19 protein-coding genes are annotated in these 22,110 nt (G+C 66.9%); 9 read left to right on the forward strand and 10 right to left on the reverse strand.

Features of this window, described 5'->3' with window-relative positions; genetic code table 11:
- Positions 1-23: 23 nt before the first annotated feature.
- The 4 genes from QX073_RS09505 to cpaB are packed head-to-tail and all read right to left on the reverse strand — an operon-like array spanning position 24 to position 4,362.
- Positions 24-1,292: a CpaE family protein gene (locus tag QX073_RS09505; protein WP_315712868.1), complete on the reverse strand. Its 1,269-nt coding sequence runs from the start codon at positions 1,290-1,292 to the stop codon at positions 24-26.
- Positions 1,289-2,026, reverse strand: coding sequence for a CpaD family pilus assembly protein (locus QX073_RS09510; protein ID WP_315753616.1), 738 nt, complete (start codon positions 2,024-2,026; stop codon positions 1,289-1,291). The genes QX073_RS09505 and QX073_RS09510 overlap by 4 nt, the downstream gene beginning before the upstream one ends.
- A gap of 33 nt (positions 2,027-2,059) precedes the next feature.
- A complete protein-coding gene (locus tag QX073_RS09515; RefSeq protein ID WP_315712866.1) occupies positions 2,060-3,529 on the reverse strand; it encodes a type II and III secretion system protein family protein in 1,470 nt (489 codons plus the stop codon).
- Positions 3,530-3,546: 17 nt separating this feature from the next.
- Positions 3,547-4,362, reverse strand: coding sequence for a Flp pilus assembly protein CpaB (cpaB, locus tag QX073_RS09520; RefSeq protein WP_316166163.1), 816 nt, complete (start codon positions 4,360-4,362; stop codon positions 3,547-3,549).
- 673 nt (positions 4,363-5,035) lie between these two features.
- Here cpaB and QX073_RS09525 point away from each other — a divergent pair.
- From QX073_RS09525 to QX073_RS09540, 4 genes are all read left to right on the forward strand, one after another.
- Positions 5,036-5,728, forward strand: a complete 693-nt coding sequence (locus tag QX073_RS09525; protein WP_316186981.1) for a PilZ domain-containing protein — start codon at positions 5,036-5,038, stop codon at positions 5,726-5,728.
- Positions 5,729-5,903: 175 nt separating this feature from the next.
- A complete protein-coding gene (locus tag QX073_RS09530) occupies positions 5,904-6,059 on the forward strand; it encodes a hypothetical protein (RefSeq protein ID WP_316201824.1) in 156 nt (51 codons plus the stop codon).
- Positions 6,060-6,279: 220 nt separating this feature from the next.
- Positions 6,280-7,209: an aspartyl/asparaginyl beta-hydroxylase domain-containing protein gene (locus QX073_RS09535; RefSeq protein ID WP_316225658.1), complete on the forward strand. Its 930-nt coding sequence runs from the start codon at positions 6,280-6,282 to the stop codon at positions 7,207-7,209.
- A 178-nt stretch (positions 7,210-7,387) separates the two neighbouring features.
- Positions 7,388-7,990: a hypothetical protein gene (locus QX073_RS09540; protein WP_316225659.1), complete on the forward strand. Its 603-nt coding sequence runs from the start codon at positions 7,388-7,390 to the stop codon at positions 7,988-7,990.
- Between the two features lie 1,228 nt (positions 7,991-9,218).
- On the opposite strand, the gene QX073_RS09545 is transcribed toward QX073_RS09540, so the two are convergent.
- From QX073_RS09545 to galE, 3 genes are all read right to left on the reverse strand, one after another.
- The gene (locus QX073_RS09545) at positions 9,219-9,920 is read right to left on the reverse strand and encodes a fumarylacetoacetate hydrolase family protein (protein ID WP_316225660.1); all 702 of its coding nucleotides are present in this window, start codon (positions 9,918-9,920) and stop codon (positions 9,219-9,221) included.
- A 33-nt stretch (positions 9,921-9,953) separates the two neighbouring features.
- A complete protein-coding gene (locus QX073_RS09550; protein WP_316166166.1) occupies positions 9,954-11,759 on the reverse strand; it encodes an ABC transporter ATP-binding protein in 1,806 nt (601 codons plus the stop codon).
- Positions 11,760-11,861: 102 nt separating this feature from the next.
- Positions 11,862-12,875, reverse strand: a complete 1,014-nt coding sequence (gene galE / locus QX073_RS09555; RefSeq protein WP_315712853.1) for a UDP-glucose 4-epimerase GalE — start codon at positions 12,873-12,875, stop codon at positions 11,862-11,864.
- 130 nt (positions 12,876-13,005) lie between these two features.
- On the opposite strand from galE, the gene QX073_RS09560 reads away from it, so the two are divergent.
- Positions 13,006-14,052, forward strand: a complete 1,047-nt coding sequence (locus QX073_RS09560; protein ID WP_316225661.1) for a glycosyltransferase family 4 protein — start codon at positions 13,006-13,008, stop codon at positions 14,050-14,052.
- On the opposite strand, the gene QX073_RS09565 is transcribed toward QX073_RS09560, so the two are convergent.
- The 3 genes from QX073_RS09565 to waaF form a co-directional block, all read right to left on the reverse strand.
- On the reverse strand, positions 14,034-14,561 hold the full coding sequence (locus QX073_RS09565) for an HAD family hydrolase (RefSeq protein ID WP_316225662.1): 528 nt from the start codon (positions 14,559-14,561) through the stop codon (positions 14,034-14,036). The two genes, QX073_RS09560 and QX073_RS09565, sit on opposite strands and share 19 nt — an antisense overlap.
- On the reverse strand, positions 14,562-15,101 hold the full coding sequence (locus QX073_RS09570) for a D-sedoheptulose 7-phosphate isomerase (protein WP_409998677.1): 540 nt from the start codon (positions 15,099-15,101) through the stop codon (positions 14,562-14,564). It abuts the gene before it with no gap.
- 111 nt (positions 15,102-15,212) lie between these two features.
- Positions 15,213-16,277, reverse strand: coding sequence for a lipopolysaccharide heptosyltransferase II (gene waaF, locus QX073_RS09575; protein WP_316225663.1), 1,065 nt, complete (start codon positions 16,275-16,277; stop codon positions 15,213-15,215).
- 148 nt (positions 16,278-16,425) lie between these two features.
- Here waaF and rfaD point away from each other — a divergent pair, with 148 nt between their 5' ends.
- The 4 genes from rfaD to QX073_RS09595 are packed head-to-tail and all read left to right on the forward strand — an operon-like array spanning position 16,426 to position 22,107.
- Entirely contained in the window at positions 16,426-17,406 is a 981-nt protein-coding gene (gene rfaD / locus QX073_RS09580) for an ADP-glyceromanno-heptose 6-epimerase (protein WP_315768713.1), read from the forward strand.
- Positions 17,407-17,444: 38 nt separating this feature from the next.
- The gene (gene rfaE1 / locus QX073_RS09585) at positions 17,445-18,917 is read left to right on the forward strand and encodes a D-glycero-beta-D-manno-heptose-7-phosphate kinase (RefSeq protein WP_316166172.1); all 1,473 of its coding nucleotides are present in this window, start codon (positions 17,445-17,447) and stop codon (positions 18,915-18,917) included.
- The gene (locus QX073_RS09590) at positions 18,914-20,197 is read left to right on the forward strand and encodes an O-antigen ligase family protein (protein ID WP_316225664.1); all 1,284 of its coding nucleotides are present in this window, start codon (positions 18,914-18,916) and stop codon (positions 20,195-20,197) included. The genes rfaE1 and QX073_RS09590 overlap by 4 nt, the downstream gene beginning before the upstream one ends.
- On the forward strand, positions 20,194-22,107 hold the full coding sequence (locus tag QX073_RS09595; protein WP_315825085.1) for a nucleoside-diphosphate sugar epimerase/dehydratase: 1,914 nt from the start codon (positions 20,194-20,196) through the stop codon (positions 22,105-22,107). Before QX073_RS09590 ends, QX073_RS09595 begins: the two co-directional genes overlap by 4 nt.
- Positions 22,108-22,110: the final 3 nt, after the last annotated feature.

Consider the following 22,110-nt stretch of genomic DNA (forward strand, 5'->3'; position numbering starts at 1 on the left):
GAATCGCATCATGATCTCAGGCGCTATTTCGCGCCGAGCAGTTTCGCGATCGGCGCCAGCAGCGAGCCGCGCTGCGGTTTGTGGTCGATCCGGCCGGTGAGCCGGTTCGCGATGTCCTGGAACAGTTTTGGCGTGCGGCTCAGCCCCGATATCTCCGCGATCATCTGGCCGTTGTTGGCGGCGGTGCCGAACAGCTTGCAGTCGAACGGGATGACCGCGACCGGCTCGGCCTCGACGGTCTTGGCGAACCGCTTCAGGTCGATCTCCGGCCGCTTGGGCATGCCGACCTGGTTCAGGCAGTACAGCGGCGGCCGGTCGTTGGGACGCGAGGCCTTGAGCACGCCGAGCAGGTTCTTGGCGTTGCGCAGGTTCGCCAGATCGGGCTCGGCGACCACCAGGATGTCGTCGGCATTGATCAGCGCATGCCGCGTCCAGGCCGACCATTGGTGCGGCACGTCGAGCACGATGCATTGCTGGGTCATGCGCAGGGTGTCGAAGATCGCGTCGAATGCGTCGGCGCCGAAATCATAGACGCGGTCGAGCGTCGCGGGCGCGGCGAGCAGGTTGAGATTTTCGGTGCATTTGGCGAGCAGGCGCTCCATCAGCGCCGTATCCGGCCGGTCCGGCTGGAACACGGCGTTGGCGATGCCCTGCAGCGGATCCTGGTTGTAGTCCAGCCCCGCGGTGCCGAACGCCATGTCGAGATCGATCACGACCGAATCCAGCGTCAGGTCGCGCGCCATGCTCCAGGCGACGTTGTGGGCGACGGTGGAGGCGCCGACGCCGCCCTTGGCGCCGACCACGGCGATGATGCGGCCGGTGATGACGGCCTCTGAGGCCGAGAACAGGCTGCAGACCGAGCGGATCACGTCGATGGTCTCGACCGGGCCGAGCACGTAGTCGTTGACGCCGCGCCGGACCAGCTCGCGATAGGCGACGCCGTCGGACGGGCTGCCGATCAGCACCACGCGGGTGCCGGGATCGCAGACGCTGGCGAGATCGTCGAGGCCGCCGAGAATGTCGCCGCCGGGCCTGGTCTCGATCACGATGACGTTCGGCGTCGGCTGCGAATGATAGGTCTCGATGGCGCGCGGCATGCCGCCCGCCTTGATCGTGATGTGCGCCTTGCCGAGCCGGCGGTCCTGGCTCGCGGCGAGGATCGCGGCCGAGGTCTGGTCGGTTTCGCAGAATGCCTGCACCGAGACGCGCGGGACCGGCGCGATGTGATCGTCGAGGGCCGGGCCGGTGGGGCCGGGCTGCTCATCCTGGCTCTGACGGGACGCGTTGATCATTTGCCTGTATCGCTGAGCTTGGCCTTGTCGGACTCCGGATACGCCACCGCCGTCGACTCGCCCTTGCGGTACTTCTCGAACAGGGCGGAGCGGCGCGGCGTGTAGGCGGCCATCTCCGAGCGCGGCTGCTCGAGATCGGCCGGGTTGTCGATCATCGCAGCGAGGTTGCGCTGCGTGGCGCAGCCGAAATTCTGATAGTGCTGGTTGCTGCTGTAGCCGGGATTGCTGATGTTCGGCCCGAGGTCGTCGGGCCACAGCCCGCAGGGACCGGCGACGGCGGCGATCTTCGGATAGCTCAGCCGGATGACGGCGAGCTGCCGCGGATCGTCGGGCATGGTGTTGCGCAGGGTGATCGCGTGCGAGGGAACGCCGCCGGCGGTCAGCACGGCGCGGATCTCGCGGTAGGCGTCGGCCGCGGCGCGCGCATTCGACGTGCCCGTCGGCACCTCCGCCATGATCCCGCCGGTGCCTTCGCGCAGCCATGAGCGCGCGAGCCCCGCGACATCCACGCGCTGCTGGTAGGTCAGGCCGCCGCGGCCGCTGCCGATGAAGACGACGGTCGACTGCCGGCCTTCCTCGATCGCGATCGGATGGCGGATCTTGTAGTCGTCCGGGATCGTCGCGACGACCTCACCGGTGGTGGTGTTGCAGGCGCCCAGCGTGAGCGCCAGCCCCGCGATGGCGACGATCCGGCGCAGCGCGCGCCTGCCGTCTGGTATGGATGTTGCCGACATGATCGTTCCCCCGTGCCCCGTCGTCCCGCAATCTCAGTCGATGATGAAGCCGAAGCCGGCCGGCTGCCCCGTGGCCGCGTCGACCCTGGCGGCGATGCCGTACAGCCGGTTCATGCGGCCGAGCAGCGCCGACTCCGAGTCGGTGGCCGGCGCGAAGCCGTCGTCCGGACGCGACAGCTCCTTCTGGGCGACGGCGCGCACGACATAGGGCGTCACCAGCACCATCAGCTCGGTCTCGTTGTTGACGTAGTCCTGGCTGCGGAACAGCTGGCCGAGCACCGGCAGCTGGTTGAGCCCGGGCAGGCCGTTGATCGCCTGCTTGGTCTGGTTCTGGATCAGGCCGGCCATCGCCATCGAGCCACCGGAGGGGATCTCGACCGTGGTCTCGGCGCGGCGGGTGCGGATCGCGGGGATCGTCACCGACGAGGTCGAGGCCGAGGTCAGCGCATAGGAGACCGTGATCGCGTTGTCGTTCGACAGCTCCGACACCTCCGTCATCACCCGGAGGCTGATGCGGCCTTCGCCGAGCACGACGGGCGTGAAGTTGAGCGAGATGCCGAACTTCTTGTAGGTGATCGACGTGCTGCAGACCCGCGTGGTGGGATCGCAGGAATAGCCGCCGGGAATCGGGAATTCGCCGCCCGCGATGAAGGTCGCGGATTCGCCGGAGATCGCGGTCAGGTTTGGCTCGGCGAGCGTCTTGACGACACCGGCCGTCTCCATGGCGCGCAGCGTCGCCGAGACCGACGACAAGCCGCCGCCGGTGGCGGAAAGGCCGTTGGGGCCGACCAGCGACTTGCCATAGGCGGTGAACGGGTTGGTGTTGTTGAAGTTCACCACCGCGGTGCCGTAGTTCAGGCTGGCGCTGAGATCGATGCCGAGCTGCTTGACGATCTCGCGCCGGACCTCCGACACGTTGACCTTCAGCATCACCTGATCGCGGCCGCGCACGACGATCGAGTTGACCACCTTGTCGGCACCGCCGACCAGGCGTGCGGCGATCTCGCCGGCCTGCTGCGCCTCGACCGGGCTCGACACCGATCCGGTCAGGATCACGCCTTCGCCGACGCCGTCGATCTTGACGCCGGGAATGCTCTGGCTCAGCGCCTGGCGCACGCCGTTGAGATCGCGCTTGATCGCGATGTCATAGGCGGCGACCTGCTGTCCCTCGCCGTCGAAGAACACGACGTTGGTCTGGCCGACTGCGGCGCCGATGATGTAGGCGCGCCGGGCCGAACGGACGACCGCGTTGGCGACCTTGGGATCGGCGACCAGCACGTCCTTGACGTCCTGCGGGAAGTCGACGACCACCGACTTGCCGATGCCGAGCGAGAGGAAGCGCACCTTCGACGAGCCGACCGAAACCACCGGCGTCTCCAGCCTGTCGTCGGCCGCCTTCACCGGCGTCAGCGCCGGATTGAGCGCAAGCCCGATCACGGCCGATGTCGATAGCGCGCGGACGACCCACGTCCCGAACTTTGCGCGTTGATGCCCACCCATCATCTTCCTCGTCCTTTCGGTCACTTCTGCGCCGTCAGCGAGCTCGTGATCCCATAGCGAATGATCTCGATGGCGCTGCCCCGTCGCGCCATCTGCTGCTGCTGTTGCTGCGCCTCGGTCTTGTTGCCGTCGGCGGCGTTCACGTCGGCGATGCTGCGCAGCGCCAGCGCCAGCGAGCCGGCCTGTCGCGCGCGCGCCAGGGTCTCGGCCTGCTCGGGCCTGAGCTCGAGCGTCACCGTCTTGCCGACGACGGTGTTCTGGCCTTCCTTCTCCTTCGGCGCCTGATCGATCGCGAGCACGCGGACGTTGGAGAGAATGATCTCGGAGCTGACGAAATCGGCGGCGCCGGGCTTGTCAGGGTTCTTGTCGCGCTTCGACAGGATGACGTCGACGCGGTCGTTCGGCAGGATGAAGCCGCCCGCGCCGGTCTCGGGTGAGATCTCGGTGGAGATCGCGCGCATGCCCGCGGGCAGGATCGCCGCCATGAAGCCGGAGCCGTCCGCCTTCACCAGCTTCTGCTCGCGGATCGGCTCGCCGATCACGAACGGCGAACGGGCGATGGTGCCGACCAGCTGATTGGCCGCCTCGGGACGGTCGCCGCGCCGGATGAAGATGTTGCTCGCGGCCTCGGGCCAGGTCTGCCAGATCAGGTCGCCGGGCTTGATCGCCTGTCCGAGCCCGATGTCGGTCTTGGCGACCAGCACCTCGACCGTCGGCAATTGCACGACCGGGGCCGCCGGCGTCTGCCGCTGGCCGTCGGAATTGCTGACCAGATAGGCCGCAACGCCGCCCGCGCCGAGAGCGATGGTTAACACCACGATGCGTGCGGTCATCATACGCGTGACTACTCTGCTTACTCATACGCCCGGGGCGACGCGCGAGCCGACTGACAGCCGTCCCCCTCACTTACGACTAAGCGGCAATAGTATAAGCGAAATTGAACGGCATGGGCTGCAGCAGCTGCCGTGCGGACCGATTGCGCAAGTGGTGAACAGGTTGTTAGCAAGCAAATAGCGAAACGACGCGAATGTGTTAGCTGTTTGCTCGCAGCGCGGTTGCGCGCGCTGATAGTTGCTCACCAGATTGAATGAAATTGTGAGTTGCAGCCGCGCCTCGGTGGTCGCGCGTTAGGATGAATCATTGACTAATCACGTTGGACGCGAACGCACGCTCATCGTGAGACGGTGTGCGTCGTGGCGCGATGGCGCCGCGGCTGATGCGATCAGCCGCTCGTGCCCGCGACGAACAAGTGCCGCGCCGCACCGTAGTCCGACGGGCCGGCATTTTTAGAAAGCGGAAACGGGTTGGACATACGATTCCGTTGAGCGGGATTTCCGTCTCGGATTCAGATTTCCTCAACAATTTGCGCGCACGGTCCGGGCATGGCGGCTTTGCCCAATTCGATTTAGTTCGACCGAAAATGCACGCAGAAATTGTAACAGGCATATCGTGCCGCGGCGTCGGCCGGGCCATCGTCGGGGACAGCATGGGTTCGGGGGGAGACGTGCAATGTCGGTTGCTCGATTCCTGAAGCAGCGCGCGGTCAGGATTCAGACGGTCGGGTCCTACACGCTTCCGAACTGGTATTCCCCTGAAGGACGGCTGCGGTCTTTCGCCTGCCGCACCACGCGGGTGTCGCCGTTCCGCGCGCTGCTCGAGGTGCCCGTGGTCGGCAAGGTCGGCGATCGCCTGACCTCGTATTTCCGTGACTTCGGCAAGTTCGAAGGCGAGATCAGCGACACCGTGCATGGCGGCTTTCTGCTCGAGCTGGAGATGACGCGCGCCGAGCGCGCCAAGCTCGCCGAGAAGCTGGTCTGGCTGGAGAAGAAGCAGAAGGATCCGTCGATCCGCGATTCCCGCCGCGACGCGCGCTTCGTGCCGAACTCGCCGCATTCGGCGCTGACGCTCGCCGACGGCAGCTGCATCCCGTGCTTCGTGATCGATGCCTCGATGTCGGGCGCCGCGGTCTCGGCGGAGATCCAGCCGGAGATCGGCACGCCGCTGGCGGTGGGCAGTTGCATCGGCCGTGTCATCAGGCATTTCCCCGATGGCTTCGCCGTCCGCTTCGTCGACCAGTTGCCAGGCGCCAACGAGCTCGAACGGCGGGTCATCACGCCGCCGGTGCGCCCGATGCGGCGGAAGCTCGTGGTCCACGGCGATGACCGCCTGATCGGGGCGCCGGAGGACTTCTTCCTGGTGTGACGGCGGCGCTCCTGCGGCGCTCGACGGCGGCCGCTCCGGCCTGCGCGGTTTCGCGTATGGAGCGGCGGCAGGAATCGCGGCATGGGAACCGGCGGCCGTCCGCACGGTTAACGCGATGTTAATCGGCATCGTGAAAGCTTGCGTTGCCGGGTGCATTGCCAGGAGGACCAGTCCCATGGAGGCCCAGAAGACCGCGGTGGATGCCATCGTCGTTCTCACCGGCTGCGACCGCGACGCGGTGGTCGCCTTCATCCGCCGCATGTATCTCGCCGGCGTCCGCGACCCCAAGCGGCTGACCTTCAAGGGCCTGCAGGAGCTGACGCGGGCTTAGCGCGATCGCGAGCCGGGGCCGGCGGCTGTTGCAGCCGGGTCACGCCGCAGAACTTTCAACCCCGATTCCCGTTCACAACCCTCGTGCGAAGGGATGCGGCCGGTCGCGCTTGCGGCTAAATTGAGGCGCTTGGCCGGCATCAGAGCACCCCTTCGATCTCGCCCAGAAGGCGACACATCTGCGCAACACGCTCTGAGCGGCCGGATCATGGGTCCCGGACATGCTCAGACAGCTCTTCGCGCCACAGCTCATCGGCCTCTACATCCTGATCGGGGCCACCATCTACGTCCACTTCCGCGGCAAGCAGCGGCTGCGCTTCGCCCGCCAGCTCGGCGACCACTCCACCTATCTCGCCCCCTACAACGTGCTGATGTATGCCGGCTCGGCCGTGCCCAACACGCCGGTGATCCCGGTTGAGCGGTTTCCCGAGCTGAAGACGCTCACCGATAACTGGCAGACCATCCGCGAGGAGGCGGTACGCCTGTTCGACGAGGGCTTCATCCGCGCCGCCGCCGCCAACAACGACTGGGGCTTCTACTCGTTCTTCAAGAGCGGCTGGAAGCGCTTCTATCTGAAATGGTACGACGACTTCCTGCCGTCGGCGCGTACGCTGTGTCCGAAGACGGTCGAGCTGCTGAACGCCATCCCGAACGTGCACGGCGCGATGTTCGCGATGCTGCCGCCCGGCGGCAAGCTCGGCGCCCACCGCGATCCCTTCGCCGGCTCGCTGCGCTATCATCTGGGGCTTGTCACGCCGAACTCCGACAAGTGCCGCATCCTGGTCGACGGCGTGCCCTGCGTCTGGCGCGACGGCGAGGCCTTCATGTTCGACGAGACCTTCATCCACAGCGCCGAGAACGCCACCGACGTCAACCGCATCATCCTGTTCTGCGACGTCGAGCGCCCGATGAAGCTCGGCTTCATCGCCGCCATCAACCGCTGGGTCAGCCACCACATCGTCAAGGCCTCGGCGACGCAGAACGTCGAGGGCGAGCACGTCGGCGTGCTGAACAAGGTGTTCGGCAAGCTGTATGAGTTTCACTTGGCGACACGGAAGGTGAAGGCGTGGAACAGGACGGTGTATTATGCGGCGAAGTACACGCTGACGGTGGCGATCGTGGGAGCGATCGTGGTATCGGCGTTTCGGTGATGGACGGCGTAGGGCGGATTAGCGGAGCGTAATCCGCCGCTTCTTCTCCGCGGAGGGACGGCGGATTACGCCTTCGGCTAATCCGCCCTACGCCTGCTGCCAAGTCAGGCTAGACAAGCGCCCCGCCGTTGGGGCGCCCAGCTTTGCTGGCAGGCGGGCCTATCGAGGTGGATGTCTCTTGAAGGACAAACCAGTCACCGCCGACGAGCTATTAAAGCGATTGCATGCCGACCCCGCGTGGCTGGCCGCAGAGCGGGAGCGCGAGCGCGTGTTCGCGGAGAAGCGGGCACAGAGTGCGCTGGCGGAAGCACCATTGGTGGCCGATCTCAGATCGGCCGGCATCCCGGTCTCGTCGATCTGGGACCTCGTCAACGATCGGCGGCGTTGGCCGCGGTCCTTTCCGATCCTGCTTGCCCATCTGGACCGTCCCTATCCCGACGCGATCCGCGACGGTATTGCCCGCGCGCTTGCCGATCCGGAGCTGCGTTTCGCCTGGCACATCCTCGCCGATCACTACTTGAAGGCCGCGCGAGGAAGCCGGACAGAACAGGGGCTTGCCGTCGCCCTTGCGAACAGCGCCGACGATGAAGTGATGCCGGAGCTGATCGCGCTTGTTCGCGATTCGAGCCTCGGCGATTGCAGGGGCCTCTTGCTCGATGCGCTGACGCGCTCGCGTCTGTCGCTCGTCGATGATGCCCTGCAAGAGTTTCTACACGTGCCGACCTTGGCCAAGGAGGCGACGCGGATACTCAAGGTGAGAACGAGCCGCAGAGCGCGCTAGTAGGCACGGCCGCTGCGGGAAGCCTCTATTCGTAGATTTTGCCGCGATCAGCATCTCTGCCATGGTCTTCCAACTCGGGGAATTCGGCGGGGTGACCCGACGGGCAAATCAATTCGTCTTTACAGAATCGAGTCAAGTCGTTCCGATAAACATAAATCGCTTGGATGCTCCCCCAAATCAGCATTATCGTCCTCGCCATCCCGTTGCACGGTAGGGGACGGTTCGCGGTCGTCACGGACGTTGGCAGCGGGGAGCGGTGGACGCGGGGCGGCGGCGTGTGATGAGCACGGACGAACGTTTGCCTCGCGGACGGTGAAGGCGTGTGGTTCTGATACTCCGACGCTAGTATCAACGTTGCGACAAAGCTTCGCTTTGCGCAGCGGATGGTGGCCAGAAAGCCCGGTGCACCAGGAAGAGCGCGCTATAGCCTGTTAAAACCATCGCGCGGGGAGGGCCGGGTGTGTTCGGCCAGACCTGTGGTGACTGCCGCCTGCTTTTTTTCTGCAGGCGGGCCACGGGCGCGGCCAGCGCCCGGCCTTCCCTGCGCCCTCCATCTGGAGAGGGCGAGAGTTAGAGCATCACTCGGGCGCGGAATGCGTCGCGAGAAGGTGGGTGCTCGTCTCAGCCTGAACGCTGTTTGAGATTGTGGATCAGTGTAGCCGCAAGGGCGGTGCCCACCCTCCCCTGGAGGTGGAGGGTCGCTCGCGCGCAAAGCGGGCGAGCGGGGTGGGGTGATCTCTCCACGCGCACCGGTGCCAGAGGAGAGATCACCCCACCCCGCCTCACGTGTCGCTTCGCTCCTCGTGAGGCGACCCTCCCCCTCCAGGGGAGGGTGAACCAGTCCTCGGCTGCGATTGGGCTTCAATGAAGGAAAGCCGTTCAGGGCGCGGACTGCGTCGCGAGAGCGTGGATGCTCGTCTCAGCCTGAACGCTGTTTGAGATTGTGGATCAGATGATGTCGCAAAGCAGGTCTCACCCTCCCCTGGAGGGGGAGGGTCGCTCGCCCGCGAAGCGGGCGAGCGGGGTGGGGTGATCTCTCAGCGGGCGCCGGTGCGAGCGGAGAGATCACCCCACCCCGCCTCACGTGTCGCTGCGCTCCTCGTGAGGCGACCCTCCCCCTCCAGGGGAGGGTGATCCCGGCGCTTGGCTGCGATTGGGCGCCAGACCAAAAAAAGCCGCGCAGAGCGCGGCTTTTTGGAAGTGTTGCGAGGACCGTGGGCGCGTCGGCTTACGCCGCCGCAGGCCCGATCGAGACCTTCAGTGTGCCCACGCCGTCGACGCCGCATTCGATCTTGTCGCCCGGAACGACCGCCGCGACGCCCGCGGGCGTGCCGGTCATGATGATGTCGCCGGCGGCGAGCTCGACCTGCTGGGACAGCTTCCAGATGATCTCCGGCACGTTCCAGATCAGCTCGGAGAGGTCGCCGGTCTGGCGCTCGGTGCTGTTGACCGACAGCCAGATCTTGCCCTTCGCGGGGTGGCCGATCTTGGCCGCGGGCACCACCGCCGAGCAGGGCGCGGAATGGTCGAACGATTTGCCGACCTCCCAGGGGCGCTGCATCTTGCGGGAGGCGAGCTGCAGGTCGCGGCGGGTGAGGTCGATGCCGACGGCGTAGCCGTAGACGTGGTCGAGCGCCTTGTCGGTGGGGATGTTGAGGCCGCCGCTCTTCAGCGCGACCACCAGCTCGACCTCGTGATGCATGTCCTGGGTCAGCGGCGGGTAGGGGATCACGGCGCCCTCCGGCTCCAGCATGTCGGCATGCTTGGCGAAGAAGAACGGCGGGTCGCGCTCGTCATTGCCCATCTCGCGGATGTGCTCGAGATAGTTGCGGCCGACGCACCAGATGCGGCGGACCGGGAAGACACCGGCTTCGCCGACGACGGGAAGCGAAGGCTGCGGGAAGGCCGGGATGACGGTGGAGGCGCTCATGAAATGGATCTCGGGTGCGGTGAAATAAGCGGTTCAGGACGTCGCGGTCATGGGGATGACGTTCGGCCCCATGTCGCGCTGTTGCAGGCGGAAGAACGAAGCATAGCGGCCGCCACGGCGCAACAGATCGTCATGCCGGCCGCGCTCGACGATCTCGCCGGCCTCGACCACCAGGATGGCGTCGGCGTTCATGATGGTGTGCAGGCGATGCGCGATGACGATGGTGGTGCGGTTCTGGCAGAGATGCTCGATCGCCTCCTGCACCTGGCGCTCGGATTCGGAATCCAGCGCCGCGGTGGCCTCGTCGAGCAGGATGATCGGCGCGTTGCGGATCAGCGCGCGGGCGACCGCGATGCGCTGGCGCTGGCCGCCGGAGAGCTGGGTGCCGTGCTCGCCGACCGGCGTGTCGTAGCCAAGCGGGAAGCTCATGATGAAGTCGTGCGCGCAGGCCGCCTTCGCCGCCTCGATGATCTCGGCCTCGGTCGCGCCCGGCTTGCCGAAGGCGATGTTGGCGCGGATCGAGTCGCGGAACAGGTAGACGTCCTGGCCGACATAGGCGGCCTGCTCGCGCAGGGAGCGGCGCGAGACCTGCGCGATCGACTGGCCGTCGATCAGGATGTCGCCCGCGGTCGCCTCGTAGAAGCGCAGCAGCAGCGCCAGCACCGTCGACTTGCCGCCGCCGGACGGGCCGACCAAAGCAGTGACCTTGCCGGGCTCGGCCGTGAAGCTCATGCGGTTGAGCACCGGCTCGTTGTCGCGATAGGCGAAGGAGACGTCGCGCAGCTCGATCTTGGCCTGCGTCAGCTTCAGCGCCGGCTTGTCGTCGTCAGGCTGCTCGCTGGCGGGGCTGTCGACCACTTCGAGCAGCATGCGCGCGCCGACGAGCTGGCTGTTGAGATCGATGTTGAGCCGCGCCAGCCGTTTGGCCGGCTCGGTCGCCATCAGGAAGGCGGTCATGAAGGAGAAGAACTGGCCGGGCGTGGCGTTGAGCGCGACCACGGCATAGCCGCCATACATCAAACAGCCGGCGACCGCGAAGCCGCCCAGCATCTCCATCAGCGGGTTGGAACGGTTGGAGACGCGGGCCATCTTGTTGGCGTTGCGCTCGACCACCGCGATGTTCTCGTCGATGCGGGCGCGCATCGCGTCCTCGAGCGTGAACGCCTTGACGGTGCGGATGCCCTGCAGCGATTCCTGCATGGTCTCCAGGATGTCGGCATTGCCGGTGAACTGGCTGTGGGCGAGGCCCTTGATGCGCTTGACCAGCTTGCGCAGCACCAGCATGGCCGGCGGCACGACGACGAGGCCGAGCAGCGACATCCAGGGGTCCTGCGCGACCATCACGGCGATCATGCTGATCAAGAGCAGCAGGTCGCGGCCGATCGCGTTGATCAGCATGGTCAGGACGTCGGTGATCGACTTGGCGCCGGCGGTGAGGCGTGCCAGGAACTCCGACGAGTGCCGCTCGGAGAAGAAGCCGATGCTCTCGCTCATCAGCTTCGCGAACAGCGCGCGCTGGTTGTTGGCGAGGATCGCGTTCGAGATCTTCGACAGGATCACCGCGTAGCCGTAGGTCGAGACGCCCTTGACGAACAAGAGCAGCACGGTGACGCCGGAGAGCACCGCGATGCCGGGGATGCTCTTGTCGACATAGGCCTTGTTGATGACCTGGCCGAGGATGTAGGCGGCGCCGGCGCTGGCGCCGGCCGAGACCGCCATCAGCGCGAAGGCGGTGAGATAGCGACGCCAGTAGAGGATGCCCTGTTCCATCACGAGGCGGCGGATCAGGATCGCGGCGCCATAGGGATCGTCGGTGATCTTCTTCGGAAATTCGGCCATTCTGGTCCCTGGCCGCCGGGACAAATCGCCGGGCGGACAGCAGTGCTTGCCCGCTCGGGGCGGCTTTTTCAAGCCCCCCGGCCTCCGGCTAAGTCGTTGATTCTAGGCCGAGGCCCGCTGCAGCGTGCCGCTGTGGCGTTCCAGGAACAGTTTCTCCTCCCAGGCCAGCGCATGGGCGGCGATCGTTTCCAGATCGTCATAGATCGGCGTCCAGTCGAGCAGCGCCTTCAGACGGCTGGTGTCGGCGACCATGCTCATGATGTCGCCGGGGCGCCGCGGCGCGTATTGGACGGGAATGGCGCGGCCGGAGACGCGCCGGACGGCCTCGATGGTCTCGAGCACGGAATAGCCGCGGCCGTACCCACAATTCAGCGTGACCGAGCTGCCGCCGGCGCGCAGATAGGCCAGCGCGGAGCGGTGCACCTGGGCGAGATCGCAGACATGGATGAAATCGCGGATGCAGGTGCCGTCGGGGGTCGGATAATCGGTGCCGTAGACGTCGATCTTGGCGCGCTGGCCGGTGGCGACCTCCATCGCGATCTTCATCAGGTGCGTCGCCCCGACGGTGGCAAGCCCGGCTCGTCCGAAGGGATCGGCGCCGGCGACGTTGAAGTAGCGCAGCACCACGTAGTTGAGGTCATGTGCCGAGGCCACGTCGTGCAGTATGATCTCGGCCATCAGCTTCGAGGTGCCGTAGGGCGAGGTCGGACGGGTCGGCGCGCTCTCGGGCACCGGCACCTCGTCCGGATTGCCGTAGACGGCCGCGGTCGAGGAGAACACGAAGCGGCTGACGCCGCGCTTGACCGCCGCATTCAACAGGCTGCGCGTGGTCATGGTGTTGTTGCGGTAGTAGAGCAGCGGATCGCGCACCGATTCCGGCACCACGACCGAGCCCGCCAGATGGATGATGCTGTCGACGCCGTGCTGGCCGATGACGCCGTCGACGAGATTTTCATCGCCGGCATCGCCGATGAACAGCGGCACGCCGTCGGGCACGAAGGCGGAAAAGCCGCTCGAAAGGTTGTCGATCACCACGACGCTTTCGCCGGCTTCCGCCAGCGCGAGCACCATGTGGCTGCCGATATAGCCGGCGCCGCCGGTCACGAGCACGGTCATTGTTTGACGCGATCCCTGTTTGTTTTGCTGCAGACTAACGCCCGCGAAATGAACGACCTGTTGCGTGCATAGCGAACTGGCGGCGATGCTTAATGTTGCGTATAGGGAACCGCTGCAATTGGAGTTGAGTGTGCAAGCCGAGCCGTTTTCCGCCGCAGATCTCGACGTGATCGTGCCCAACCTGCACCGGCGCTATTCCGGCGTGACGGCGACCAACCGGATGGTGGCGCCGAAGCTGGCGAGGCTGGTGCGCGCGGCGTGGCTCGGCTCCTACGCGCCCGAAGGGATCGCGCGGATGCGCGCGAGCGATCTGTTCAAGTTGTGGGGCCGGCGGCGGCCGCTGATCTGGCATGCCCGCCGCAACGACGAGATGATCGTCGGCGTGATCATGCGGGCGCTCGGCTGGCCGTTGAAGCTGGTGTTCACCTCGGCCGCGCAGCGCCATCACAGCTGGATCACGCGCTGGCTGATCCGCCGCATGGATGCGATCATCGCGACCAGCGACATCTCGGCGTCCTATCTGAAGGGCGAAGCGACGGTGGTGACGCATGGCGTCGACACCGACGTGTATTCCCCGCCGGCGGATCGCGCCGCGGCCTTCGCCGAGAGCGGACTGCCGGGCAAATTTGCCATCGGCTGCTTCGGCCGCGTCCGCGCGCAGAAGGGCAGCGACGTGTTCGTCGCGGCGATGTGCCGGCTGCTGCCGCGTTTTCCGGATTTTTCCGCGGTGCTGGTCGGCGCCGTGACGCCGGAGCAGATGCCGTTCGCGAGCGAGCTGAAGAAGCAGATCGCCGCCGCGGGCCTGGAGCAGCGCATCGTCATCACCGGCGAGCTTGACATCGCCGACGTGCAGCGCTGGTACCAGCGTCTCACGATCTACGCCTTCACCTCGCGCAACGAAGGCTTTGGTCTCACGCTGATCGAGGCGATGGCGGCAGGAGCCGCCCTGGTCGCGGCGCGCGCCGGCGCGGCGGAGATCGTGGTCGAGGAGGGCCTCACAGGCGTGCTGGTCCCGCCCGGCGACGTCGATGCGCTGGTCGCAGCGCTCGAGCCATTGATGCGGGATCCGGATGCCGCACAGACGATGGGCGCGCGGGCCCGGACGCGCGTGGTGGAGAAATTCAGCCTCGAGGCCGAGGCCGACAAGATCGCAGCCGTCTATCGCGAACTGGTCTGAGCGATGATTTCGGCGACGAACGCATCGAGATCGCCGCCGGCGAACAGGAAGCCGGGCAGGCCGGCGGCTTCGGCCGCCGCGATGTCGGAGGCGCGGTCGCCGATCACGAAGCTGCCCTCGCGCCTGATGGGCCAGTGCTGCATCAGGTCGAGGATCATGCCGGGCGCCGGCTTGCGCCAGGGATGCTCGCGCAGATAGCGCTCGACGGAGCCTTCGGTGTGGTAGGGGCAGTAGCGGACGTCGTCGATGACAGCCCCCTGCGCCGCGAGCTCGGCCCGCATCCAGTCGTGCAGGCCCGTGACGTCATCCTCCGAGAACAGCCCGCGCGCCACGCCGGACTGGTTGGTGAACAGGAACACGTGATAGCCGGAGTCGTTGAGCCGCCGGATCGCCTGCGCCACGTTCGGCATCCAGCGGATGCGATCGGGCGAGCCGATGTAGTTGTCGTCGTGGTTGATGACGCCGTCGCGGTCGAGAAACGCCGCCGGCTTGAGCTGAGCGGTCGTCATCTAGCCCTCGTCCTGCATCAGCGCCGCCTCGATCATCTCGCAGATGCCATGCGCCGTCGCGAGATGGATCTGCTGGATCAGCGGCGTGTCGTCGCTCGGCGCCACCAGCAGCTCGTCACACAATTCGCCCATCGGGAGGCCCTTGGCGCCGGTGAAGCCGACCGTGACCAGTCCGCGCTCGCGCGCCTTGCGCAGCGCGTTGAGGATGCTCGGCGATCGACCGGAGGTCGAGATCGCCAGCAGCACGTCGCCCGGTGTACCGAGCCCTTCGACCTGGCGGGCGAAGACGTGATCGAAGCCGTAGTCGTTGCCGATCGCCGTCAGCGCCGAGGTATCGGTCGTCAGCGCGATCGCGGCATAGGCGGGCCGCTCCTGCCTGTAGCGGCCGACGATCTCGGCGGCGATGTGCTGCGCGTCCGCCGCGCTGCCGCCATTGCCGACGATCAGCAGCTTGTGGCCGCGACGCAGCGCAGAGATGATTTTCGTTGCGATCCGCCCGGCGCTGGCGAGCATCGCGGCATCGTCGGCCGCGCGTTCCATGGCGGCGCGGGAGCGGGCGAGATGGTTGGCGATCGGGTTGAGGGCGCGGGTCACGTGGGCGGCTCAGGTTACGTCAGGGCCGGTGTATGGGGCGCGGTGTCGCTTCGCAAGCTAGTGCACGACCCGTATTGCCGCGTCGGCAAGGACCTGCTGGGCGATGGCGGCGACATCGGTCGCCGGAATGTCGCGCATGCAGCGGTGGTCGTTCATCCGGCAGACCGGCCGGTGGCAGGGCTGGCAGGGGACCTGTGTCCTGGTCTGGACCGTCGCCGCGAGGCCGTTCAGCGGCGCCCAATGGTATGGGCTGGTCGGCCCGAAGATGCCCATGGTCGGCGTCCCCAGCGCCGCGGCGATGTGCATGAGCCCCGAATCATTGGAGATCGCGACGCTGGCCGCCGCCATGGCCAGGATGCCGTTGCGAAGGTCGGTTCCGGTGAGGTCGCGGACGTCCGGGCCGCCGGCGGCGACGATCTCGGCGGCGAGCGCCTTCTCGCCAGGGCCGCCGACCACCCAGACGTCGAGGCCGGCCTCGCGCAGCAGCCGGGCCGCCTCGCCGTAATAGGGCCAGCGCTTGGCGGCACCCACCGATCCCGGTGCCAGCGCCACGGCCGGGCGGGTCCCCAGGCCATTGGCCTCGCGCCAGCGCGCGACGTCCTCAGGCGGCACCCGCAGCTGCGGGACCGGCCATTCCGGCGGCAGCGGCGCCCCGTCGGGCAGCGCCAGCGCGGCATTCTTGTCGATGAAGCGGGGCAGCGCCTTCTCGCCCCAGCGCCAGCGGTTGAGCAGGCCGAAGCGGATCTCGCCGACGAAGCCCACCCGCTCGGGGATGCCGGCCAGCGCCGGTGCCAGCGCCGATTTCCAGGTCCGCGGCATCACCAGGGCGGTCCGATAGCGACGTTCGCGCAACATCGCGGCGAGCTGCCATTGTCGGCCGAGCGCCAGCCGGCTGCGCGGCAGATCCCAGACGATGCCGGAGCGGACCCCGGGCATGTAATCGACCAGCGGCGCGCACAGCGACGTCACCAGCAGGTCGACCGGCCGATTCGGCCAGCGCTCCTTGAGCACCCGCACCACGGTGTGGCCGCGCACGAAATCGCCGATCCACATATAGGGGATGATCAGGATCGGGCTGGTGTCCGCCGCGTCCACCTCGACCTTGGCCGAATTCGAATTCATTCTTTGTCTGCCTAGCTCAGGCGCGCTGGTAGCCGCTCGGCCGCCGCAGGTAAAGTGGGCCGAGCGGGCCGTCACCAAAGCGCTTACACTTTGCCGCCGCATGCGCTACGCGAGGGCCGGGGTTTTCGGGATCAGGACGGGTTGCGGAATGTTGCTGGTGACCGGCGGCGCCGGGTTTATCGGATCGAATCTGGTCGCGGCGCTGAACGACGCCGGCCGGACCGATGTCGTGGTCTGTGACACGCTCGGCAGCGAGGGCAAGTGGCGCAACCTGGCCAAGCGGCAGCTGGCCGACGTCGTGCCGCCTTCCGATCTGGACGTCTGGCTGAAGGGGCGCCGGCTCGAGGCCGTCCTGCACATGGGCGCGATCTCCGCGACCACGGTGGTCGACGGCGATCTCGTGATGGAGCGCAACTTCCGCAGTTCCTTGCGCCTGCTCGACTGGTGTACGGCCAACACCACGCCGTTCATCTACGCCTCGTCGGCGGCGACCTATGGCGACGGCGCGCAGGGCTTCGTCGATGAGCCGTCGCTGGCGGCGCTGAAGACGTTGCGGCCGATGAATCTCTATGGCTGGAGCAAGCATCTGTTCGACATGGCGGTGGCCGCGCGCGCCGAGCGCGGCGAGAGGCTGCCGCCGCAATATGCCGGGTTGAAGTTCTTCAACGTGTTCGGTCCCAACGAGTACCACAAGGGATCGATGATGAGCGTGCTGACCCGCCGCTTCGACGACATCAAGGCCGGACACACCCTGCAACTGTTCAAGTCGCACCGCGAAGGCATCGCCGACGGCGACCAGCGCCGCGACTTCATCCATGTCGACGACGTCGTCCGCGTGATGCTGTGGCTGTTGGCCTCTCCCTCCGTCTCGGGCCTGTTCAACGTCGGCACGGGCCAGGCGCGCAGCTTCAAGGACATGATGCTGGCGGCCTATGCTACGCTCGGTGCGACGCCGCGGATCGAGTACATCGACATGCCCGAAGCGATTCGCGGCAGCTACCAGTATTTCACCCAGAGCAAGGTCGACCGGCTGTTGGCGGCCGGCTACAACGGCGGCTTCACGTCGCTCGAGGATGCGGTCGCTGGCTATATCCGGAACTATCTCGATTCCGCCGACCGCTTCCGCTAGACGATCTGGTTCCGACCATTGCACCGAGACTGCCGCTGATGTTCGACTTTGACGATCTCTCGCAAGCGATCGCCCGCCAGACGGTGCTGTGCATCGGCGACCTGATGCTGGACGAGTTCGTCTATGGCGAGGTGTCGCGGATTTCCCCCGAGGCGCCGGCGCCGGTCATCGCGGTCCAGCGAAGCGAGACCACTATCGGCGGTGCCGGCAACGTCGCGCGCAACATCGCCGCGCTCGGCGCCCGCTGCATCTTCGTCGGTCTCGTCGGGCAGGATGCGGCCGGCGACCAGCTGGAGGCCGAGCTCGCCAAGGAGGGCGGCATCGAGAGCGTGCTTGTCCGTGATCCTTCGCGGCCGACGACGCGCAAGGTGCGCTTCGTCTCCGAGCATTTCTCCACCCACATGCTCCGCGCCGACTGGGAGCGCGCCGCACCGGCGGCCGGCGAGATCGAGCAGAAGCTGATCGAGGCCATCCTGCCACTGATCGCGCGGGCCGATATCGTGCTGCTGTCGGACTACGCCAAGGGCGTGCTCACGGCGCGCGTGTTGCGCAACGTGATCGACGCGACGCGCAAGGCCGGCAAGCGCGTCATCGTCGATCCCAAGAGCGCGAATCTCGCGATCTATCGCGGCGCGAGCGTGCTGACGCCGAACCGCAAGGAGTTTTCGGAAGCGACCCGCAGCCGCGCCGAGACCGAACAGGAGATCGCCGCGGCCGCGCAGGATGCGATCTATCTCGCGGACTGCGAGGCGATCCTGGTGACGCAGAGCGAGCGCGGCATGACGCTGGTCCCGCGCGAGGGCGATCCGATTCACGTGCCGGCCTATCCCGTGAAGGTGCGCGACGTCTCCGGCGCCGGCGACACGGTTGTTGCGGTGCTTGCCGCGACGCTCGCGGCCGGCGCCGCCTGGGCGGATGCGTTGCGGATGGCGAGCGCCGCGGCGGCGGTGGCCGTCAGCAAGCACGGCACCGCCAGCGTGACATCGGCCGAGCTGCGCCGAAAGATCCTGCCGCATGCCTATCGTGCCGCTGAGGAGAAGATCATCGAGAGCGATGACGAGCTCGCCGCCCGCGTCGAGGTCTGGCGGGGAGAGGGCCTGCGCGTGGGCTTTACCAATGGCTGCTTCGACATTCTGCATCCCGGCCACGTCAAGGTGCTGACCGCGGCGCGCGCCGCCTGCGACCGGCTCGTGGTCGGGCTGAACAGCGATGCCTCCGTCAAGCGGCTGAAGGGCGAAAGCCGGCCCGTGCAGGACGAGCGCGCGCGCGCCGAGGTCCTGGCCGCGCTCGAGGCGGTGGACCTCGTCGCCATCTTCGCCGAGGACACGCCGCTCCGCTTGATCGAGCTGGTCCGGCCGAGCGTCCTGGTCAAGGGCGGCGACTATACGCGCGAGCAGGTGGTGGGGCATGAGGTCGTCGAGGCCGGCGGCGGCGAGGTGATCCTGATCGACATCCTGAAAGGGCACAGCACGACCGCGCTGGTCGATCGCGCCCGGAGCGAGGCGCGATGAGCGCGCTGGCAGGTCATCCCGGCCCGGCGCTGCTGGCGCGCCGCTGGCGCGATCCGGCGGCGTGGCGGACGACGGTCGATGTCGTGGCGATTCTGCTGGCGGCCTCGCTGCCGTGGTCGACCTCGCTGGTGTCGATCCTCGGCGTCGTCATGCTGATCACGATGGTGCCGTTTCTCGATGTCGAGCGTCTGCTGCAGGTCCTGAAGCGGCCGATCGCGCTGGCGCCGATCGCGCTGTTCCTGCTGGCGCTGGTGGGAACGCTGTGGTCGGACGTCGCATGGGGCGCGCGGTTCTACGCGGTGGGACCTGCGGCCAAGCTTCTGGTGCTGCCCGCGCTGCTCTACCATTTCCAGCGGTCGGAGCGCGGCCTGTGGGTCTTCACCGCGTTTCTCGCCTCCTGCGTGCTGATGGTCGTGGTGTCGACCGCGGTCGCGTTCAATCCTGCGCTCGCGCTCAAGGCCAATGCCGATCGCGGCATCTTCGTGAAGAACTACATCGACCAGGGCCAGGAGTTCTCGCTCTGCGCCGTGGCGCTGGCCTATCCGATCGCCCGGTTGCTGCGCGCCCGCCGCTTCCTTCCGGCCGGCCTGCTCACTGCGATCATGATCGCGTTCCTCGCCAACATGATCTTCATCGTTGTCTCGCGTACCGCGCTGGTGACGATCCCGATCCTGCTTGCGGTGTTCGGGCTGATCCACCTGAAATGGCGTGCCAACCTGCTGATCGCGGCCGTTGCCCTTGCGCTGGGCCTCGCGGCATGGACCGTGTCCCCGCAATTGCAGGGCAAGGTGGCGACGTTCACGAGCCAATATCAGGACTACAGGAACGATCGCGCGGTGACGTCGATCGGCGAGCGGCTCGAGTTCTGGCGCAAGTCGTTGCGGTTCCTGGCCGACGCGCCGCTGATCGGGCACGGCTCGGGCTCGACGCGTCATCTGTTCGAGCTGGCCGCGAGCGGGTCGCGCGACCTCTCCTCGAGCCAGGTCGTCAGCAATCCGCACAATCAGACGCTCTACGTGGCGGTCCAATGGGGGGCGCTCGGGATCGTGATTCTCTACGCGATGTGGGCCGTGCACCTTCTGTTGTTCCGCGGCGACGGGCTGGTGCCCTGGATCGGGCTGCTCGTCGTCGTGCAGAACATCTTCACCTCGCTGTTCAATTCCCACATCTTCGATTTCCACGAGGGGTGGATGTACGTGATCGGCGTCGGCGTGGCCGGCGGAATGGTGTGGCGATCGCGGACGCCGCCTGATGCTAGGCAGGGGACGCTCGAACCATGACGCGTCCGTCTCAACTGACCTACCGGAATATGCTGATCGCCGCGCATGACCTCCTGGTCAGCGTCGTCGCGCTGTTCGCGGCGTTCTATATCCGCTTCGAAGGCGCCAGCACCTTCTGGGAGCGGGTGCCGCTGCTCTTGCAGATCCTGCCGTACTTCATCGCCTTCAGCTTCGTCGTCTTCTACTTCTCGAGCCTTCTGACGACGAAGTGGCGGTTCATCTCGCTGCCGGACGCGCTGAACATCGTCCGAGTCGCGACCGTGCTGACGCTGGCGCTGCTGGTTCTCGACTACATCATCGTTGCGCCGAACGTCCGCGGCACCTTCTTCTTCGGCAAGCTCACGATCATTCTCTACTGGTTCCTGGAGATCTTTGCGCTGAGCGCGCTGCGTTTCGCCTATCGCTACTTCCGCTACACGCGGGTGCGACGGCACGCGCGGTCCGAGGACGCTGCCCCCGCGCTCCTGATCGGCCGTGCTGCCGACGCCGAGGTCGTGCTGCGCGGCATCGAGAGCGGCGCGGTCAAGCGGATCTGGCCGATCGGCATTCTCTCGCCATCGGCCGCCGACCGGGGGCAGTTGATCCGCGGCGTGCCGGTGCTGGGCGGCATCGACGATGTCGAGGATGTCGCGGCCGACTTCGCCCGCCGCGACCGGCCGATCGCGCGCGCCCTGATGATGCCGACGGCGTTCGATCCGGACTGTCATCCGGAAACCTTCCTGATGCGGGCGCGCCGGTTGCGCCTGATCGTGAGCCGCCTGCCGTCGCTGGAGAGCGGCGATGCGCCGAGGCTCGCGCCGGTCGCGGTCGAGGACCTCCTGCTGCGGCCGAGCGAGAAGATCGATTACGGACGTCTCGAAGCGCTGGTGCGTGGCAAGGCGGTGGTCGTCACCGGCGGCGGCGGCTCGATCGGGGCCGAGATCTGCCAGCGCGTCGTGGCATTCGGCGCGGCGCGGCTGCTCATTCTGGAGAATTCCGAGCCGGCGCTCTACGCGATCACCGAGGTGCTCGCGGCCGATCCCGAGGCTGCCGTCGCCGTCGAGGGGCGCATCGCCGACATCCGCGATCGCGACCGGGTGTTCGCGCTGATCGGCGAGTTCAAGCCGGATCTGGTCTTCCATGCCGCCGCCCTGAAGCATGTGCCGATCCTCGAGCGCGACTGGAGCGAGGGCGTCAAGACCAACATCTTCGGCTCGATCAACGTGGCCGATGCCGCGGTGGCCTCAGGGGCCGAGGCCATGGTGATGATCTCGACCGACAAGGCGATCGAGCCGGTGTCGATGCTCGGCCTCACCAAGCGCTTCGCCGAAATGTACTGCCAGGCGCTCGATCGCCAGCTCGCCGACCGGCCGGTGGGACGGCCGCCGATGCGGCTGATCTCGGTGCGCTTCGGCAACGTTTTGGCGTCGAACGGCTCGGTGGTGCCGAAGTTCAAGGCCCAGATCGAGGCGGGCGGTCCTGTCACGGTGACGCACCCGGACATGGTGCGCTATTTCATGACCATCCGCGAGGCCTGCGATCTCGTGATCACCGCGGCCTCCCATGCGCTGGCGCCGCAGCGCCCGGACGTCTCGGTCTATGTGCTGAACATGGGCCAGCCGGTCCGCATCGTCGAACTGGCCGAGCGCATGATTCGCCTGTCCGGCCTGCAGCCGGGCTACGACGTCGAGATCGTGTTCACGGGCATCCGGCCCGGCGAGCGCCTCAACGAAATCCTGTTTGCGAGCGAGGAGCCGCCGGTCGAGATCGGTGTCGCCGGCATCATGGCCGCCAACCCGAACGAGCCGCCGATGCCGACGCTGAAGGCCTGGATCGCGGCGCTCGATCAGGCGATCGCGCGCAATGATCCAGTGACGATCAAGTCGGTGCTGAAGGATGCGGTGCCGGAATTCGGCTCGAGCGCGGCCTGAGTC

It is taken from the genome of Bradyrhizobium sp. SZCCHNS3052 (assembly GCF_032484495.1).
GTDB lineage: Bacteria > Pseudomonadota > Alphaproteobacteria > Rhizobiales > Xanthobacteraceae > Bradyrhizobium.

Bases quoted from the DNA above. Each gene is read 5' to 3' on its own strand.
- QX073_RS09505 (WP_315712868.1), bottom strand. From the start codon at position 1,292: ATGATCAACGCGTCCCGTCAGAGCCAGGATGAGCAGCCCGGCCCCACC.
- QX073_RS09510 (WP_315753616.1), bottom strand. From the start codon at position 2,026: ATGTCGGCAACATCCATACCAGACGGCAGGCGCGCGCTGCGCCGGATC.
- QX073_RS09515 (WP_315712866.1), bottom strand. From the start codon at position 3,529: ATGATGGGTGGGCATCAACGCGCAAAGTTCGGGACGTGGGTCGTCCGC.
- cpaB (WP_316166163.1), bottom strand. From the start codon at position 4,362: ATGATGACCGCACGCATCGTGGTGTTAACCATCGCTCTCGGCGCGGGC.
- QX073_RS09525 (WP_316186981.1), top strand. From the start codon at position 5,036: ATGTCGGTTGCTCGATTCCTGAAGCAGCGCGCGGTCAGGATTCAGACG.
- QX073_RS09530 (WP_316201824.1), top strand. From the start codon at position 5,904: ATGGAGGCCCAGAAGACCGCGGTGGATGCCATCGTCGTTCTCACCGGC.
- QX073_RS09535 (WP_316225658.1), top strand. From the start codon at position 6,280: ATGCTCAGACAGCTCTTCGCGCCACAGCTCATCGGCCTCTACATCCTG.
- QX073_RS09545 (WP_316225660.1), bottom strand. From the start codon at position 9,920: ATGAGCGCCTCCACCGTCATCCCGGCCTTCCCGCAGCCTTCGCTTCCC.
- QX073_RS09550 (WP_316166166.1), bottom strand. From the start codon at position 11,759: ATGGCCGAATTTCCGAAGAAGATCACCGACGATCCCTATGGCGCCGCG.
- galE (WP_315712853.1), bottom strand. From the start codon at position 12,875: ATGACCGTGCTCGTGACCGGCGGCGCCGGCTATATCGGCAGCCACATG.
- QX073_RS09565 (WP_316225662.1), bottom strand. From the start codon at position 14,561: ATGACGACCGCTCAGCTCAAGCCGGCGGCGTTTCTCGACCGCGACGGC.
- QX073_RS09570 (WP_409998677.1), bottom strand. From the start codon at position 15,101: ATGGAACGCGCGGCCGACGATGCCGCGATGCTCGCCAGCGCCGGGCGG.
- waaF (WP_316225663.1), bottom strand. From the start codon at position 16,277: ATGAATTCGAATTCGGCCAAGGTCGAGGTGGACGCGGCGGACACCAGC.
- rfaD (WP_315768713.1), top strand. From the start codon at position 16,426: ATGTTGCTGGTGACCGGCGGCGCCGGGTTTATCGGATCGAATCTGGTC.
- rfaE1 (WP_316166172.1), top strand. From the start codon at position 17,445: ATGTTCGACTTTGACGATCTCTCGCAAGCGATCGCCCGCCAGACGGTG.
- QX073_RS09590 (WP_316225664.1), top strand. From the start codon at position 18,914: ATGAGCGCGCTGGCAGGTCATCCCGGCCCGGCGCTGCTGGCGCGCCGC.
- QX073_RS09595 (WP_315825085.1), top strand. From the start codon at position 20,194: ATGACGCGTCCGTCTCAACTGACCTACCGGAATATGCTGATCGCCGCG.